Origin of the sequence: Candidatus Microthrix subdominans (assembly GCA_016719385.1) — a bacterium.
Taxonomy (GTDB): Bacteria; Actinomycetota; Acidimicrobiia; order Acidimicrobiales; family Microtrichaceae; genus Microthrix; species Microthrix subdominans.
In genome coordinates this window covers 568396-584756 of record JADJZA010000007.1, presented here as the reverse complement: position 1 = coordinate 584756, position 16361 = coordinate 568396, and the positions used below count along the sequence as shown (strand labels likewise).

Below are 16361 nucleotides of genomic sequence, written 5' to 3'. Positions count from 1 at the left end.
GTCGCTACCGTTCGCCTCCGGTGCCGCTCACCGTGGTGTGCGCAAGCGACTCGACGTAGTCGGGCCAGCCCGCCTCGGACCGGGCCGGCCAGGCGGGCGCCACCGGCCACGGGTGGGCAGCCTCGACCTGGGAGGACACGGCGATCAGCCGGTCCTCCCGGCCGAACGGTGCCACCAGCTGCACGCCGATCGGCATGCCGTTGGAGCCGACGGTCAACGGCAGCGACGCCGCCGGTTGGCCCGTGATGTTGAACGGGCTGGTGAACGCCGAGTAGGTGGCGGCCCGCTCGAACATCGCCTCGATGTTGCTCGTGTCGAGATACCCCAGCGGCGGGGTCGGTTGGGCCAGCGTCGGGCTCAACAGCAGGTCGTGACCAATCATGAATTCGCCCATCGAGCGGGCCATCTCCTCCAAGGCGACGAGGGCCGTGACCAGCCCCTTGCCGGTGGTACCGGCGGCCGAGTCATAGAGAACGCGGCTGAACGGCTCCAGGTCATCGTCGGCGAGGCCTCGCCCCAGCTGGGCCAGCCGGGCATCGACCTCCACCGCCATCGGTGTGGCCATCAACGAGCTCATCCCGATCATCAGTTGCTCGACCGACCAGGGCGGGTCGGCCTCGACCACCTCGTGCCCCAGCTCGCTGAGCGTGGCTGCCGTCGCCTCGACCGCAGCCACGCATTCAGGGTGCGCTACCTCGCCGCCCGGCGCCGTGAGGACCATGGCAATCCGCAACGGCCCAGGGGGCGCTCCCACTTCCTCGACCCACGGCCGGGAGGGCCGGGCGATCTCGTAGGGATCGCCCGGCATCGCCCCGGCGGTGAGGTCCAGCAGTGCGGCCGAGTCGCGGACCGAGCGGGCCAGCACGTGGTGGCAACCCATCGGGTCGGCCAACAGCGTTGCGGCCGGGTGAGCGCTGACCCGGCCTCGCGACGGTTTCAGGCCGAACAGCCCACAGGCGGACGAGGGAATGCGGATCGAACCGCCACCATCGTTGCCGTGCCCCACCGGCACGATTCCCGCCGCCACCGCCGCAGCGGTCCCGCCCGACGAGCCGCCGGTCGAGTGATCGAGGCCATGGGGATTGCGGGTCGGCCCGTTGAGCGACGGTTCGGTCGAGGCGTTGAGGCCCAGCTCCGGCGCGTTGGTGGTACCCAGGATGATCAAGCCGGCCGCCCGGTAGCGGCGCACCAGCTCGGAATCGGACTGGGACACGTCATCGGCGAAAAGTCGTGACCCGCGAGTGTGAGGAAGGCCGGCCACCTGCGCAGCCAGGTCCTTGACCACGAACGGCACCCCGGCGAACGGCGCGTCGCGGTCGAGCGCCGCAGCTTCCTGCGCTGCCTGGTCGAAGCGCGTGGACACGAACGCGTTCAACGCCGGGTTGCGCTCTTCTGCCCGTGCAATCGAGACGGCCATCACCTCGGCGGCGTCGACCTCGCCGGAGCGGATCGCAGCGGCCACCGCCGTGGCGTCATGTTCGTCGAGCAACCGGTCGATGTCCGAGCCCATATGTCCCCCTGTTCCACCCTCGATGATCACGGCCGACCCTAGAACCACTGCCGGGTTCCCCGCGTGCCACGTCACAAAGAACCGGCGCATGAGAGATCGCAGGTGGGTATCGTGACGCTTGCTTGACGCAACGAGGGGGAGCCGTGGACGTTGGCATGATCGAGTGGAGCGACGAGCTCAGCCCGTTCGACTACATGATGTTTCGGGCCGACGCCGACCCGCACTCGCGCACGACCATCATGACCGTCGAGTTGCTGGACGAGGTCCCGGACCGCACGGCCTTCCGCCTGGCCATGGATCGGGCCAGCCGCATCGTTCCCCGCCTACGCCAGCACGTGGTGGCACCGCTGGTTCCGCTGGCCTCGGCACGGTGGGTGATCGACCCGGACTTCGACCTCGACTACCACCTGCGGTGGATCTCGCTGCCGGGACCTGCCGGGCTGCGCGAGGTGCTCGACCTGGCCCAGATCGACCAGGCGACCCCGCTCGATCCACACCGACCGCTGTGGGAGGTCACGGTGATCGAGGGCGTCGAGGACGGCGACGCCCGCTGCGCACTGGTGTGGAAGCTCTCCCATGCGGTCACCGACGGCGTCGGCGGGATGATCCTCGACCGCGTGATCCGCTCCGAGGAGCGTCACCCCGAGCCCGAAGCGCTGCCGCCGGTTCCCACCCCGGAGGACGTCACCGCGCTCGACCTCACCCGGTCGGCCGCTCGTGGCCTGCCCGCCGCTCTGCTGCGCCAGGGGTTGCGGGTTGCGTCCGAGGCGGCGGGAATCGCCGGTCAGGTAGTCAGCGACCCGAGCGGGACGATGGAACAGGCGCTGGCGGTGGCTTCGAACATTGCCAAGCTCAACCTCACCCCTCCAGCCGATCCCTCGCCGCTACTGGCCGGCCGCTCCCTGCACCGCCGCATCATCGCCTACGACCTGCCCCCTGTCGGCGCTGCGCAACGCCGCCAAGGCGCACGACTGCTCTGTGAACGACGCCTACCTGGCCGCGATCGGGGCGGCACTCGGCCACTACCACGACATGATGGGAGTGCCGGTCGAGGCGGTGCCGCTGGCCATGCCGGTCAACGTTCGGGCCTCGGGCGAGTCGGGCATCTCCAACAACTGGACGTCGGCCATGCTGGCGCTGCCGACCGACCAGCCGGACCCGATTCGGCGAATGCAGCAGGTGCGCGAACAGGTGCTGACCGCCCGGACCGGCTCCTCGCTCGACCCCGGCCGGCTGGTCGCCCCGCTGGCCGCCTGGTTACCCAACGCAGCGCTGGCGGGCGCCGGCCCAGGCATGCTGGGCATCGACGTGCAGGCCAGCAACGTCCCCGGCCACCCGGACGAGCGCTACATCGCCGGAGCCAAGATCCTCTCCAACGTGCCGATCGGTCCGGCGCCCGGGGTGGCGATGATGGTCACCATGGTGTCTCAGGCCCGACACTGCTACATCGGGGTCAACCTCGACACCGCCGCCGTGACCGACGCCGACGCTTTCGCCGAATCGCTGGCCTGGGGCTTCGATGACGTCGTGGCGCTCGGGCGGGCGGACACCACCACCAGCACCCCGTCGACGGACGGAGCAGCCTGATGGGTGACGAGCGACGCCTGCCCGGCACGGTTGCCGAGATCGCTGCCTCCCCCGAGGGAGCAAAGGTTGGGGCGTTCTTCGACCTCGATGGCACCCTGATCGCCGGGTATTCGGCCCGTTACTTCGCCGAGGAACGCTTCAAGCGGCGGGAGGTGTCCGCTACCGAACTGGCGCGAACCCTGGGGATGGTGGCCACCGGCGGCCTGGGCGGCTCAACGGTCACCGGGCTGATCGAGCTGAGCGCCGAGGGCTGGCGGGGTCGCACCATCGAGGACGTCGACGAACTCGGGCTCCGCCTTTTCGAGAAGAAGATCGCCGATCGGCTGTTCCCCGAGATGCGCGAGATCGTGCTCGCGCACCAGCAGCGGGGCCACACGGTGGTGCTCAGCTCCTCGGCGACGTCGCCCCAGGTGCAGCCGGTGGCCGACTACCTGGGCATCGACCACGTGATCTGCAACCGCTACACCACCGACGACGGTGTGCTCACCGGTGCCATGGATCAGCCCGTGATCTGGGGCGAGGGCAAGGCCGACGCAGTGCAGCGTTTCGCTGCCGACCGCGGCATCGATCTGGCCGACTGCTACTTCTATGCCGACGGCGACGAGGACCTCGCCCTCATGTACCTGGTGGGCAATCCCCGACCCACCAACCCGGGTGGAGCACTTGGCAAGGTGGCCAAGAAGCGGGGGTGGCCGATCCTGCGCATGACCAGCCGGGGCGCCGGGTCGATGCTCTCGACCGTGGCCGCCCTCGGTTCACTGGTGCCCATCGCCGGCCTCGGGGTCAGCCTGGGTTTGGTCACCGGCGACAAGCGGGCAGCGCTCAACTTCGTGTCCGAACACTGGGTGGAGATGATGTTCGCCGTCAACGGGGTGCATCTCAACATCGTGGGCCAGCAGCACGCCGAGGCCGCCCGGCCCGCCGTCTTCATCTTCAACCACCGCAACGGCTTCGATCCCTTCATGGCCACGGCGGTGGTCAAGCGCGACTTCACCGCCGTCGCCAAGGGCGAGCTACGCAGCGACCCGATCGTCGGCACGTTCGGGCGGTTCATGGAGATCGCCTTCATCGACCGGGGCGACACCACCGCATCGGTCGATGCGCTCAAGGCGATCGAACAGTTGGCCGCCAAGGGCCTGTCGGTGCTCGTGTCCCCGGAGGGCACGCGCCTGGACACCACCGGCGTCGGTCCGTTCAAGAAGGGCGCCTTCCGAATTGCGATGGCGGCCGGCATTCCGGTGGTGCCGATCGTCATTCGCAACGCCGAGTTGATCGGCGGCAACAAGGCCACCTCGATGAACCCCGGCACGGTCGACGTGGCGGTGCTGCCCGCCATCTCGGTGGACGACTGGACGCTCGACGACCTCCCCGAGCGCATCGAGGGCGTGCGACGCCAATTCCTCGACACGCTGGCCGACTGGCCGGGCTGACCGAGCCAGGAGCCACCGTGTTGTACCTGTTGGACGCGCGCCACGAGGTGGAGGAGCGGCTGCTGCGCGAGTGGGTCGACCAACGGTCACCCGGTCGTTGCTCTGGCGGGGCAACCCCAGCCGAGATGATGGCTGTCCATCTGGAGGGCGAGATCGAAGCCACCGGCCTGTCCGCCCGGCTGGACGCTGCCTCCGAGCACACCGAGGTGGTGCCCCTGCGGGTGATGTGGACGCCCGCCGGGGGCACCGAACGGTCGGGACCTCGCCTGCGCGACCTGCTGATCGGCGATCCCCGCCGGCCGTCCGCCCGGCTGGCCCGCCTGACGCTCGCCCGCCACCCCGAGCGGGCGACGGTGATAGCCGGCGCCTCGGCCACCGTCGGCGAGCTGCGGGAACGCCTTGTTGATGCCCCGGATCACAACGGCCATGGCGTACCGGCTGAGACCTTCGGTGGGTTCGTGGCCCGCATGGGCTCGATCACCCTCGACGTGGCCGAGCGGCGCCAAACCGGGCGGCGCTACAAGGTGCCGCGGGCGGTCATTCCGGGCATCGAGGCGTCGGCCGGGTTTCGCGAGGCGGTGGCCGTGCGGGCCGACGAGTTGGGCAAGCACCCAGCCGACGTGGCCGCCGAGGCTCGGCGCTACCTCACCGAAATGGTGGCCACCCCGTCCACCTTCTTCATCGACTGGATGGGTGCCAGCACCCGCAAGATCACGTCGCTGGGCTACGAGCGAATCGTCACCGACCCCGAGCGCATCGCAGCCGCCCGGGCTCAGGTGGCCGACCATCCCTCCGCTCTGTTGTGGACCCACAAATCCCACATCGACGGCATCGCCCTGCTGTCGACGCTGTACGAGAACGACTTCCCGGCGCCCCACGCCATGGGCGGCCTCAACATCGCGTTCGCCGGCGTGGGCACGATGGGGCGCCGCAGCGGCATCATCTTCATCCGGCGGTCATTTGCCGACAACCCGGTGTACAAGCTGGCCCTGCATCAGTACCTGGCCTACCTGATGGAGAAGCGGTTTCCGCTCAGCTGGTCGTTCGAGGGCACCCGCTCCCGCACGGGCAAGCTGATGCCGCCCCGGTACGGCCTGCTGAAGTACACGTTGGATGCAGCTCACGCGACCGGCACCGAGAACCTGCACCTCATCCCGGTGTCGATCAACTACGACCTGATCGGCGAGGCGGCCGAGTATGCGGGCGAGGAGGTGGGACGGGCCAAGCAGTCCGAGAGCCTCGGCTGGTTCGTCGGCTACCTCCAGCGCCTGCGCTCACCCCTGGGTCGGGTCTACCTCGACATGGCCGACCCGATCGTGTTGGAGGGTCCGGCGCCCGAGCCGACCAAGGCGCAGGTGGCATCGATCGCCTTCGAGGTGGCGCGGCGGGCCAACGCCCTGGTGCCGGTGACGCTGCCGGCCCTGATGTGCACCGCGCTGATGGGCGCCGCCCCGGGTGCGCTCACCTTGGCGGAACTCGACGTCACCATGCGCACGTTGATGTCGTGGCTTCGGAGCCGCAACGTACGTCTGGCGGAGGGCCTGGCTGTTGAGGATGACGAGCTGGTGTCGCTGGCCGAGCTGGTGTTTGCCAAGGGCATCGTCACCCGCCACCTCGATGGTGACCAACCGGTGTTCTCGATCGAGGAGGCCCAGCACCCGGTCGCGGGGTACTACCGCAACACGATCATCCACTACTTCGTCAACCGGGCGATGATCGAGCTCGCGCTGCTCGCCGCCGCCGAGGCTGACCCGGCCTCGGCCGCGCTCGTCGGTGAGGCCTTCTGGGACGAACTGTTGGAGGTGCGGGACCTGTTGAAGTTCGAGTTCTTCCATCCGCCGACCGACGAGATGAACGCCGTCGTCGACCGGGAACTTCGCGACGTCGACCCAGCCTGGCGAGATCGGCTGGCGTCGGGACCCGACGGCGCTCGCCAGCTGCTCGAGGCGATGAACCCCCGGGTAGCCCACGCCACGCTCCAGCCTTCGGTCGAGGCCTACTGGGTGGTCGCCAGGTGGCTGGCCGACCAGGGCGCCGAACCGGCGGGCGAACGCAAGGCCGTGGTGAAGGCCTCGCTGGGGGCGGGCGAGCAGGCGTTCCTCCGCCGCCAGATCACCACACGTGCGTCGATCGGCAAGCAGCTGTTCACCGGCGCACACTCGATGCTCGGCGACCGTTCACTGTTGGGAGGTGAGGGAGACGACGCCGACGCCGACGACCTCGCCCGCCGGCGAGCCGAGCTGGCCGACCGCCTCGGTGCCCGGGTCCGCCGGCTGGCCGAGCTCCGGAGAATGACCCTGGAGGACACCGCACCCGATCTCGTCGGCGGCCCCGGAACGGCGGCTCGGGGCGAAGTCAGGTACTGAGAAGTTCGAACGTGACGCCGACACGCTGATAGGTACCCACCACCCGGCGGTCGCGGGTCATCAAGGTGTGCCCATGCTCTTTGGCGGCTGCGGCCACCAGCGCGTCGTAGACCGAACCGCCGGAGATTCCCAGCTCGGGCAAACCGACGAGAAGCAGGGTTGCTGCGCCCGGCGAGAGGAACCGGTTCTCCGGGAAGTTTGCGGCCATCAATGCCGAGATCACGTCCGGTGAACGCCGGTTCGACGGAGGCAGCCGAGTGAGCACCGAAAAGGTCTCGAACGCGGCAAGGCCGGACAAGCCAAGGGTCATGCCATCGAGGCAGTGACGCGTTGCGACATGAAAAGGGTGATCACCGCTGACCAACGCGACCGCGACGCTGGTGTCGACCAAGCGGTCCGGACGTTTAGCGCTGGTCGGCACGGCGCATCTCATCGACCAGCGCATCGTCGAGCTTCATCCCGCTCGCCGGGATGACCAAGCGACCATCGACAAGCTCGAGGCCGTTCGTCTCATCCAATTCGGAGTCAACCAGCGGTTCAATCCGCAGCGCTGCACCATCGACGGTCACCTCGACCTTGCCGGGCACCAAACCAACCACGTCACGAAGCTGCTTGGGAATCACCAACCGGCCTGCCTGATCAATGGTTGTTTCCGTACCATAAATCTACCATTGAGCTACCACCCGCGACCCTCCCGTCTGCGTAGGCGACCCGCCCCTTTCGCGGGCGAATGGCCAGCGACGACCCGGTCCCCAGAAGCGAACCGCCGTCGACCCCGCTCGTCCACGCGGCCACCATCGCCTCGCAGCTCGTCAACCACTGAGTCGAGAGCGTTGCCATCGCTGTCGACCGTCCCAATGATCGCCCCCTCCGTCGAAGCCAGGCGTTCGCTGCGGAGGATTCAGTTCTGTCTCTCTCCTTCGGCTAGGTCAGCGAGGAGGTCGTCGAGGACCTGCTCTTCGTGGATGGCGACGTTGTGGGCGGTCATCGCTTCGACGAGGCCGGGTGCCCACGGCGCCGTGGCACCGGCACTGGGTGGGTCCAGCAGCAACGTGCCAGCCGGAGCGGCGGCCAGATAGTCGGCGACGCCGAATCGCCAAGGCTCGGCGCCGTACCGCTCGATGACGGTGGTGGCGATGCGGAGACCGCCCCAATCGAAATCGCCGTGATAGGCGAATTCGGCACCGTCGGCTGCCAGCAAATTCAAGAGTGCCAACACCGCTGAGTTCGGTTGGCCCTCGACGCACACCAACGGAGCCGCCTCGCCCTCCAAGGTCGTGGCCGCATGGGCCAACACCGACGGGTTCTCGCAGATCCGCACCAGCGTCCCTGGGGGAACCTCAAGTTTGGCGTCCCCCAACTGCCGCAGCGTCAGCCGAACCGGTTCTCCGCACCTCCGGTGGTTGAAAACGACTCCGGACGTCAACCCCTCGCCCGAGGCGGGCAGATTGAGGGCCAACGCACTCACCGACAACTCGTCGCAGATCACCCCCTGACGAGCCCAGCGCCGGCGCCAGCCGTAGGCAGCCGGTACATCACCATTCGGTCCGTTGTCATCGCCGGCATCGGGCAGATCGTTGGCTTCGTCGATGACGCGAATCGCTGCGTCGGACAACCGTCCAAGGGCCTGATCCCGGTCGAGCGCGTGGGCATCGCCGGTGAGCTGCGCAGCGAGTTGGGCGAGGGTCACGTTGTGGGCCGGGAGGGCTGCCATCACGTCGAGCACCCGCCTCGCCAACTCCGCGCCGGCCGACACCGAGCCCGCCATACGGGTCGCCGCCCCGCTTCGGCGGACGTCCGTGACCCAGGCCTGAAGGTCGACACGATCGCCCAGCGCGGGATGAGCCTCGGTCGACGACCAGGATTCCTCGCGCTCCGATTGAGCGCTGGCGCGCTCGGCCGGTCGGTTGCGGATCGGGCCGTCCAGGAGTTCCAGCCATTCGACGAGGCCGACCTCGGCGGCGCCGCGGCGCAGTCGACCGTCCAACGTCTCCAGCCGGACCGAAAGTGGCTTGTCGCCTGCAGCCGACGTGCCGAGCAGCCCCGCGATCGCCCGACGCTGGTCGGGTTCCAGCCCATCGAGGCGCAGCGGGGTGCCCTCCAGGCTGAGGCCGTTGCGCTCCAGCCGCCTGAGCGCCTTCGCCCACAGCGGCCAGTAGTCGGTTCCCCGCAACTTGGAGCGAGCGCTCTCGCGTCGTTCGTCGCTCACGTTTGATCGGGGTCGCGGGCAAACAGGCCTTCGTGAGGGGCACGCTGGGGCACCGACTCGGTGGCGGTGCCCGCCAGCTCGCCATCATCGATCAGTTCGTGGCCGTCCCAGCGCAGCGACACGACGCTGACCCCCTCGGCGGGCGGGCGGCGCAGCAGGTCGAGCACCGCCACCGACGGCACCTCGCCGTAGGCGCCCCACAGCTCGTGGCCGGTCAGGATGACGTCCAGGTCGAAGGCCACGGTCAGCCCCATCAGCTTGCCTCGCATCTCCTCGTCGATCCCGGCGAATGCCTCGTCGAGGGCGATCATGCGGGGGGCGTCGGGCTCGGCCCGGTCGTAGTGGGCGGCCGCCGCCGCGAACAAGGGCTGGTGCAGCGCCATCGCCTGCTCGCCGCCCGACAGCTGACGATACTGAGTGCGGGTGAGCTTCACCCGCTTGTTGTCCGCCGTGCGCAGGTACGGCCGGAACTCGTGCCAGGACCGGTAGTCGAGCGCCTTCTCCAGCGCAGCCCGATACCCGGCGGTCGGGTCCTCGGCCCGTTGGGTGCGGATGACCCGCTCGAAGAACGCCCGCAACGCCTGGCGCTCCTCCTCCCCCATCTGCTCGGTGTCGTGGCGCAGCAACTTGACCGCCTGGCGGATACCGGCGTCGTCGGTGTTGAGCTCCCAGCCCAGGTCCACGCCGAGGCGGCTGGTGGTTCGCACATCGGCAAGCGCCTGGTTGACCCCGGCGACGAACTCGTCGGCGTCGGTCAACAGCCGCCGCAGCTGATGGGACACCTGGTTGAGCAGGAAACGCTCGAACACCTCCCGGTCGCCCTCGGTGAGATAGCTCTGGAGGGCCGCGTCCTGGCGGGCCAGCTCGGCGGTCAGGTCGGCCAGCGAGACGGTACCGCCGTCGGAGTTGATCTCGACGGTCACGAGATCGTCGTCGTGGGGGAACGCGGCGTCGTATCCGTGGTGCAGCTCGTCGATCACCTTTTTCTGGGCACGATCCAACGCAGCGACGTTCTGCTCCCGCTGCTCGGGTGTCGGCGCGGAACCATCCAGGCGGTCGTTCAGCCACCGGGCAAACTCGACCGCGCCGATCGGCAACGGTTCAAGTGGAACCACGTCAACCTCGGTTGGGAATCGATCCGGCACGAGCAGGGCCAGCAGATCGTGACGGCGCAACACCGGCAGCCGCTCGGATCGCGCCGCCAGTGTGCCCTCGTGCCGGGCGACCGCTCCTCGTGCCTGGTCGGCGGCCTCCTGAGCCCGGCCCAACGCGGTCTGGAGGTCACCGAGCGCTTCCCGCAACACTTCGGACCGCTCGTCGAGCGCCAGCAGTTCGGCCTCGGCCCGCTTCAGCGCTTCCAGTGGCGCCTCGGCATCCTCGCCCAGCCGCTCGCGCAGGGTGGCCGCGCGGGACGCCAGCGTGGAGTGCTCCTCGGCGGCTGCTGCCAGATCCCGCTCGGCGTCGGCGAGCACTTGCGCTGCGTCGGCCGCCCGACCACGTTCCTGCTCGGCCCGTGCAGCATCGGCCTCTGCCGACCGGCGGGCGGCGATCGCCGTGCGGACCGCACCTGCGTAGCGGTCGACCAGGTCGGTGACCCGGTCGAGTGAGGCGGCGTCGCCCTCCAGCCGGTGCTGGACCGCCGTCGCCTGGAGGTTGGCCTCGGCGGCGCCAGCCGCCTCGGCGGCGAGCGCCTCATCCTCGGCGGCCCGCTCGGCCAACTCCCGATGGGCCTCGGCCTGCGAACGAGCACGCCGTTCGGCGTCGACCGCACGAAGCAACGCGTCCGCCGACGGCAGGGTCGCAGCCGCAGCTGCCAGCGCGGCCAGGGCGGCTTCCAGACCGAGGAGTACTGCCGACTCGACGTTGACCGCCGCCTCGGCAGCCGCGATCAGGGCATCGAGTTCGGCAAGACGGCGGCGTCGCCGCTCGGCCCGGGCGGTGGCACCCACGTACTCCGGCTCGGGTTTGGTGGTGCGGCCCCGCAACGGTCCGAGGGCGAACCGACCGTCGACGGTGACGCCTGCTCCGTCATGGACGACGCCGTCCTCGGTGAGCGTGATCACCGCCAGCACCCGACTGACGGCCGCCTCGGAGAGACCCGATCCCCCGGGAACCGATGGCACCAGCACCGACGTCAGGTCCGAGCGATCGTCCGGTTCGGCCGCCGACGCGTGCGATGACGCCAGCCACGAGTCGGCCGACCCGGCTGGCGCTGCACCGCCGGGTTCTTGGCCATCGGGTGCGATCCAGGCGTCCAGCAGACCGGCGGCGTCCAGCGCCGCCTCCAGCTGGCCCCGATCGTGGTCGTCGACCCCCGGTGCCCAGTCGCAGCACCGCCACAGCGGCGCCCCGGGGCGTCCGGGCTCACGTTCGGTCCGCCAGGTGGGCGGCGCCGGGCCCGGGTCGGTCTCCGACCCCACCTCGTCGCGCTGGGTTTCCAGCGACACGACCTCGGCCTTCAGGGTGTCGATGAGGCCCCGGCTGGCGCTGCGGCGTTCGATCAGCTCGACCCGGGCCGGGTCGGTGGCCTCCCCGAACGCTGCCGAAAGCGACGGTGCGCCCGACTCGCCGAGCGCATCGATGGCGTCGGCCAGCCGGTCACCAACCGACGCGGTGTCGACCAACCGGGGACCGACCAACGCCGCTTCAGACAATCCTCGCTCACCCGCTGCAGCGACGGTCTCGGGCACCCAGGGTGCGGTCGCCACCCACTGCTCAACCGACTCACCCAGCGCTGCCCGAGCCTGCTCGGTGGAGATCGCAGCCTCGGCCGCGACCGCGTCGGCGTCGTCGGCCGAGCGCAGCGCCTGGGAAGCGGCCTCCTCCGCACGGACGTGGTCCCGGGCGGCCTCGTTGCGTTGCCCCAACGCTGCGCGTACCGCCTTGAGGTCGTCGCGCCGGGATCGCTCGGCCACCCGGGCTCCCGGCTCCAAGCGGTCGGGCACCCGTGCCTCCTCCCGGGTGAGGGTCCAGGCGATGTCGCCGGCATCCGCCGCGTCCTCGACCTCGGTGAGGGCCGCCTCGGCGCCGGTCAGCGTTTCGGCGGCCCGCCCGGTGGCAGCGGTTGCGGCCGCGTCGGCCGCGTCGGCGCGCTGGGCGGCGCCGTCGCGCTGTCCCGCCGCCTTGGCCTCGAACTTGGCAGCCCGGCCCACGGACGCCTCCACCTCGGCAAGGCTGCTGGCGTCCCGGTAGGCGGGCGATTCCAAGACGGCGGTGCGACGCCCATCGACCACCGATCGTTCCAGGGCCATGCTGCGACGGCCGGCCTCGTTCTCGGACACTGCGCCCTCGATGCGAGCGGCCTCGGCCACGGTGTCGACGACGGTCCGGTTGGCCCGCCGCAGTACCTGGGCAGCATCGATCACCGCTGTCGATCGACCCAGCGCCTCGCCGGTGAGGTAGGTGACGTAGACGGGCACGAAGGCGTCGACGATGGCCCGGGTGGCCTTCAGGTCGGCCAGGTCGCGCTGGGTGGCCTCGAGGTCATCCAGGCTTTGGGCCACGTCGTCAAGCACGTGGTCGTCCAGCGCCGGAAGTCCGCCGGAGAGCACCTCGGACAGCAGGCGAAGGTCGAGCTTGCCCGCCAACTGCGGGCGACGAAGCACCCGGATCAACGTGGTCAGCTTCTGGTGACGGTCGGACCCCATGCCCAGCAGCGCACGATCGACTGCGGCCCGATAGGTCTCGGCGGTGTCGAACACCGCGCCGATGCCCAGCTCGTCGCGCAGGCGGCCCCGGGTGAGCGGGCTGCCGTCGGGCGCCAGGTCGAAGTCGAGCCCGACCCGCTGCTCGGTGACGAAGAACCAGGACGCGGTGTTGGTCGACGCAGCGGTCGCCCGGGCGCCGCAGCCGATCGTGAGGTGCGCGGGCGTCGCCCCGTCACCCGAGGCGTTCCGTTCGAACTCCATCCACACGTAACCAAGCCGCTGATCGTGACGGAACTTGCGTGACCCCGCCTCGTCATCGCGCAGCACCCCGAGCAGCAGCGATCGCATCGAGCGGCCGCCGGCGAACGGGTCCATGGCGTCGGCGCTCATCACCCCCTCCATCAGGAAGGGGAACAGCAGGGCCAGCGCGTTGGATTTGCCCGAGCCGTTGGGGCCACGAAGGATCAGCCGTCCGCCGGCGAACGAGAACACCTGGTCGTCGTATTCCCACACGTTGCGGATCCCCGCACGGTGGGGCCTCCACCGATCCGTCGGCGCTACGCTCGCGCGGGTGTCGGCACTCGATTCACTCACGGTTGATCATCTCCAAACATCTGCGAGGTGAGGGCGTTCTCGGAGGTCTGCCCGTCGACCTCCGCATCGGCGTCGGGCCGATAGCGGGCCAGCGCTGCGTGCACCCGCAGCCGGTCGCCCTCGACGGCAAGGAGCCCGAACCGCGCCAGCAACTCCCCCACCTCACGACGCAGCTTGTCGGGCGACTCGCGGTAGTCCGAGGAGAACTTCGACCGGTACCGATCGGCGATTTCCTCCCAGGCCTCATCCGCCGCGGCGCCGTTCACCCACCGTTCGGCCGCCGGGGCGAGACGGACCTCATCATCGGGCTCCAGGACCGTCTCCCGAATCACCTCGTCTCCGGTCGCCGCCAGCTCGACCAGCGCCGCGCCCCACAAGAGGGCGGCCTGGGTGAGCGTTCCTCCGCTGGGAAAACGATGCCGTGGCTCGGTGATCGGCTCGATCGTGGCGTCGACCAGGCTCATGCCCTCGGCCCGGGACTCGACATGGCAGCCGGTGAGCTGCTCCAGGTCACGGACCAGGCGGGTGCGTCGCTCACGCACGTAGTTCAGTTCATCCGCGCCGAGATCCGAGTACGACATCACCGGGCCCTCGACCAGTCGACGAGCCAGCCGGTGGCGCAGCGCCTGGGGCCGATCCTCGGTGCCGGGAGCGGTGGGTTCCACCAGGAAGTCGGCGGCCTCCCCCACGCCGCGCAGCACGCTGGGCGAGCTGACCAACAGTCGGGACACACAGTCTCGGTCGACGTCGTAGAGGGCATCGCCGTCTGCGTCGTTTTCCAGCCACTGGTCGGCGCCTCCGTCGCGCAGGCCGAGCACGCCGCGGCCCTCCAGCCACGTCACCGCGTCGACGAACGCCCTTCGCTGCGTGTACGCGGTGAGGTCAACCGGCAGGGCGTCGTCCCCCGAACGCAAGCGCAGCACGGCTTCGGCCAGGCGGGACGCCGTCGTCTGGTCGCCCAGCTCCTCCAACGCCGCCAACACCAAACACAGGAACGAGCAGGCGACGTGCCCCAGCGGGCGAAGCGTGCGGGTGAAGGCCCCACGGTGCTCCGACGTGGTGGCCGACCGGCGATACAGCCGGGCCGAGCTGCGCCCGACGTCGAGGCGGAAGCCCAACACCCGCGAGAACTCGTTGCGCAGCGGCACCTCCCAGCGGCGCACGGCCGTGAACGCCTTGGGGCTCGGCCAGGTGGGAGTGACCAACGGATGGCCCAACAGCAGCCGAGCGGTGCGCTGGAAATCCTCGAGTTCGCCGGGATCGATCTGCACCGCCGCCCTCGGACCCGAGGTGGCTCCGTCGAACGGAGCGATCAGGCCGGTGGTCACAGCGCTCACGACGTGGCTCCAACCGGCTCGATGTGCAGGCGGTGCTCGCCGATGGTGAGCGAACCTCGGCGGGTTCGTATGACCATGCCGTCGGGGTCGGGCCGAAACGTGGCCAGCGCACCCTCGACGCGAACCGGGTCGTCGCTGCCCGGCTCGTCGCCGACCGAACGCAAATGCGCCGCCCGATCGAGCAGCTCGAACAGGATCGTGGCCTCAGCGTCGGAGAGCACCCGTCCCTCCACCGGCCTGGCACACAGCCGAGCGGCCGCCTCGGCCCGGGCCGTCTGTGCCGACCGGTGCTCAGCCATCAGCTGGGCCTTGGTGACCGAATAGTCGGTGGCCTGGGCCGGGCGCCCCGGCGACGGGCGCCGGCCGTGCTCGCGCAACGTCACCGGCACGTTCACCGGAGGCGCATCCCACCACGAGTCGGACGCAGCAACCGTCTCGTCGTCGGCCTCGCCGTCGCTCAAGTGCAGCGGCCGACCCAGGCCGAAGGCGGCATCGAACAGCTCGGCGGCGGCCCGGTCGTCGATGCGGCGGAACCAGCGGGCCAGCACCAACAGCTCCGACGCTCGGGTGATCGGGCGGCGAGCGCTCTCGGTCACCCGCCGCAGCAACGCCAGCAGCTCACGGATGGCCGTCGTGGTGGCAGCGGTGAGGTCGTCGGCGCCGGAGGGCCGGTCGCCGACCGAGACGAACCAGTCGGCCAGGCCGGTCCAACGGTTGCACCATCGCTCGGCCCGGTCGTCGGTGTCGAACAAGCCGGCCGAGTCGTCGCCCGCCGCCGCCAGTTCGCCCAGCCGCTCGACCCCCCGCTGGTTCACCGCCTCCACCCCTCGGGCCACCAGGCCCCGCTGGGTCATCAGGTGGTCGAGGAACTGCTCCAGGTAGTCGATCAGCAGGTCCTTGTAGACCAGAAAGCGGGCCGGGTCCGCGTCGTGTTCGCGGCGCAGCTGGGCGACGGCGGCGTGAAAGTCGCGGGCGTTGGCGGCCAGTTCCCGCAGCGATCCGTCCAGGTCCCGCAGGCGCAGGTACACCTGCTCGCCGTCGGAACGATCGATCGCATCGGCCAGCAGCGCCAGGTTGTCGCGGATGTCCCGAAACAGGGTGCGCTGTAACGATCCACCCTGGTCCGACGCGCCGAGCACGGCCAGCACCGCATCGTGGGAGGCCTGCCCCGCCGCCGTCAGCTGCCACAGCGCCCGTCGGCGCCGGAAGTCCTCGAGCCGGGAGACCCGGACCGTGTCCTGGGTCCAGGTGAGGTTGCCCCAGTCGCGCAGTTGCTCGAGGGCGGGCTCCAACCCCTCGGTACCGAGGCCCGCCGCCGCCAGCTCCGCGGCGATGCGTTCGGTGCGGATCTCCACCTCGTAGCGCTCTCGGGCTGCGACGAACACCGCCAGGATGGCCAGGTAGATCGGCGCGTTGGCCTCGGTGGCCGCCTTCAGCACCCGCAGCTTGTTGCGCTCCTCGCCGTCGAGCAGCCGCAGGTGCATGGCGCCGGGACCATGCTCGACACCAGCACCCCGGTCGAGCAACGGCGCCACCTCGACCTGGCGGCCATTGGCGCCGGTCGTGTCCGCTGAGGAGGGCTGCGCCGGCTCCGCCGAAGGGACGCTGTCCGGAAGATCCATCGCCACGACCGTACCGCAGGAGATCGGTGGGGCTCCCGCCCGCTGGCCTTGCATTCTCA

General features: G+C 70.1%; 10 protein-coding genes and 1 pseudogene. 4 read left to right on the top strand and 7 right to left on the bottom strand.

All coding sequences use genetic code 11. From position 1 onward, the window contains the following. Positions 1-4 precede the first annotated feature (4 nt). Positions 5-1510, bottom strand: coding sequence for an amidase (locus tag IPN02_12840; GenBank protein ID MBK9297689.1), 1506 nt, complete (start codon positions 1508-1510; stop codon positions 5-7). 155 nt (positions 1511-1665) lie between these two features. On the opposite strand from IPN02_12840, the pseudogene IPN02_12835 reads away from it, so the two are divergent. From IPN02_12835 to IPN02_12820, 4 genes and pseudogenes are all read left to right on the top strand, one after another. Then, positions 1666-2436, top strand: a pseudogene (locus IPN02_12835) (wax ester/triacylglycerol synthase family O-acyltransferase). A 52-nt stretch (positions 2437-2488) separates the two neighbouring features. Further along, positions 2489-3097 (top strand): DUF1298 domain-containing protein, encoded by a 609-nt coding sequence (locus tag IPN02_12830; protein ID MBK9297688.1) that lies wholly within the window; start codon positions 2489-2491, stop codon positions 3095-3097. Further along, positions 3097-4527 carry an HAD-IB family hydrolase gene (locus IPN02_12825; protein MBK9297687.1) on the top strand — a complete coding sequence of 477 codons (1431 nt, stop codon included), beginning with the start codon at positions 3097-3099 and terminating at the stop codon, positions 4525-4527. Before IPN02_12830 ends, IPN02_12825 begins: the two co-directional genes overlap by 1 nt. A gap of 17 nt (positions 4528-4544) precedes the next feature. Beyond that, entirely contained in the window at positions 4545-6893 is a 2349-nt protein-coding gene (locus IPN02_12820; protein MBK9297686.1) for a 1-acyl-sn-glycerol-3-phosphate acyltransferase, read from the top strand. On the opposite strand, the gene IPN02_12815 is transcribed toward IPN02_12820, so the two are convergent. From IPN02_12815 to IPN02_12790, 6 genes are all read right to left on the bottom strand, one after another. Next, positions 6883-7314, bottom strand: coding sequence for a type II toxin-antitoxin system VapC family toxin (locus tag IPN02_12815; GenBank protein ID MBK9297685.1), 432 nt, complete (start codon positions 7312-7314; stop codon positions 6883-6885). The two genes, IPN02_12820 and IPN02_12815, sit on opposite strands and share 11 nt — an antisense overlap. Beyond that, on the bottom strand, positions 7298-7519 hold the full coding sequence (locus IPN02_12810; protein MBK9297684.1) for an AbrB/MazE/SpoVT family DNA-binding domain-containing protein: 222 nt from the start codon (positions 7517-7519) through the stop codon (positions 7298-7300). The genes IPN02_12815 and IPN02_12810 overlap by 17 nt, the downstream gene beginning before the upstream one ends. A 275-nt stretch (positions 7520-7794) precedes the next feature. Next, positions 7795-9102, bottom strand: a complete 1308-nt coding sequence (locus IPN02_12805; GenBank protein MBK9297683.1) for a TIGR02679 family protein — start codon at positions 9100-9102, stop codon at positions 7795-7797. After that, complete coding sequence (locus tag IPN02_12800; protein ID MBK9297682.1) at positions 9099-13262, bottom strand: TIGR02680 family protein; 4164 nt, start codon at positions 13260-13262, stop codon at positions 9099-9101. Before IPN02_12800 ends, IPN02_12805 begins: the two co-directional genes overlap by 4 nt. A 77-nt stretch (positions 13263-13339) precedes the next feature. Continuing rightward, positions 13340-14680, bottom strand: coding sequence for a TIGR02678 family protein (locus IPN02_12795; GenBank protein ID MBK9297681.1), 1341 nt, complete (start codon positions 14678-14680; stop codon positions 13340-13342). Further along, positions 14677-16302: a TIGR02677 family protein gene (locus tag IPN02_12790; protein MBK9297680.1), complete on the bottom strand. Its 1626-nt coding sequence runs from the start codon at positions 16300-16302 to the stop codon at positions 14677-14679. Before IPN02_12790 ends, IPN02_12795 begins: the two co-directional genes overlap by 4 nt. Between the last annotated feature and the right edge of the window lie 59 nt (positions 16303-16361).

What these genes read in the sequence shown, in the direction of transcription:
- IPN02_12840 (MBK9297689.1), bottom strand. Translation starts at nt 1,510, where the DNA reads ATGGGCTCGGACATCGACCGGTTGCTCGACGAACATGACGCCACGGCG.
- IPN02_12790 (MBK9297680.1), bottom strand. Translation starts at nt 16,302, where the DNA reads ATGGATCTTCCGGACAGCGTCCCTTCGGCGGAGCCGGCGCAGCCCTCC.
- IPN02_12825 (MBK9297687.1), top strand. Translation starts at nt 3,097, where the DNA reads ATGGGTGACGAGCGACGCCTGCCCGGCACGGTTGCCGAGATCGCTGCC.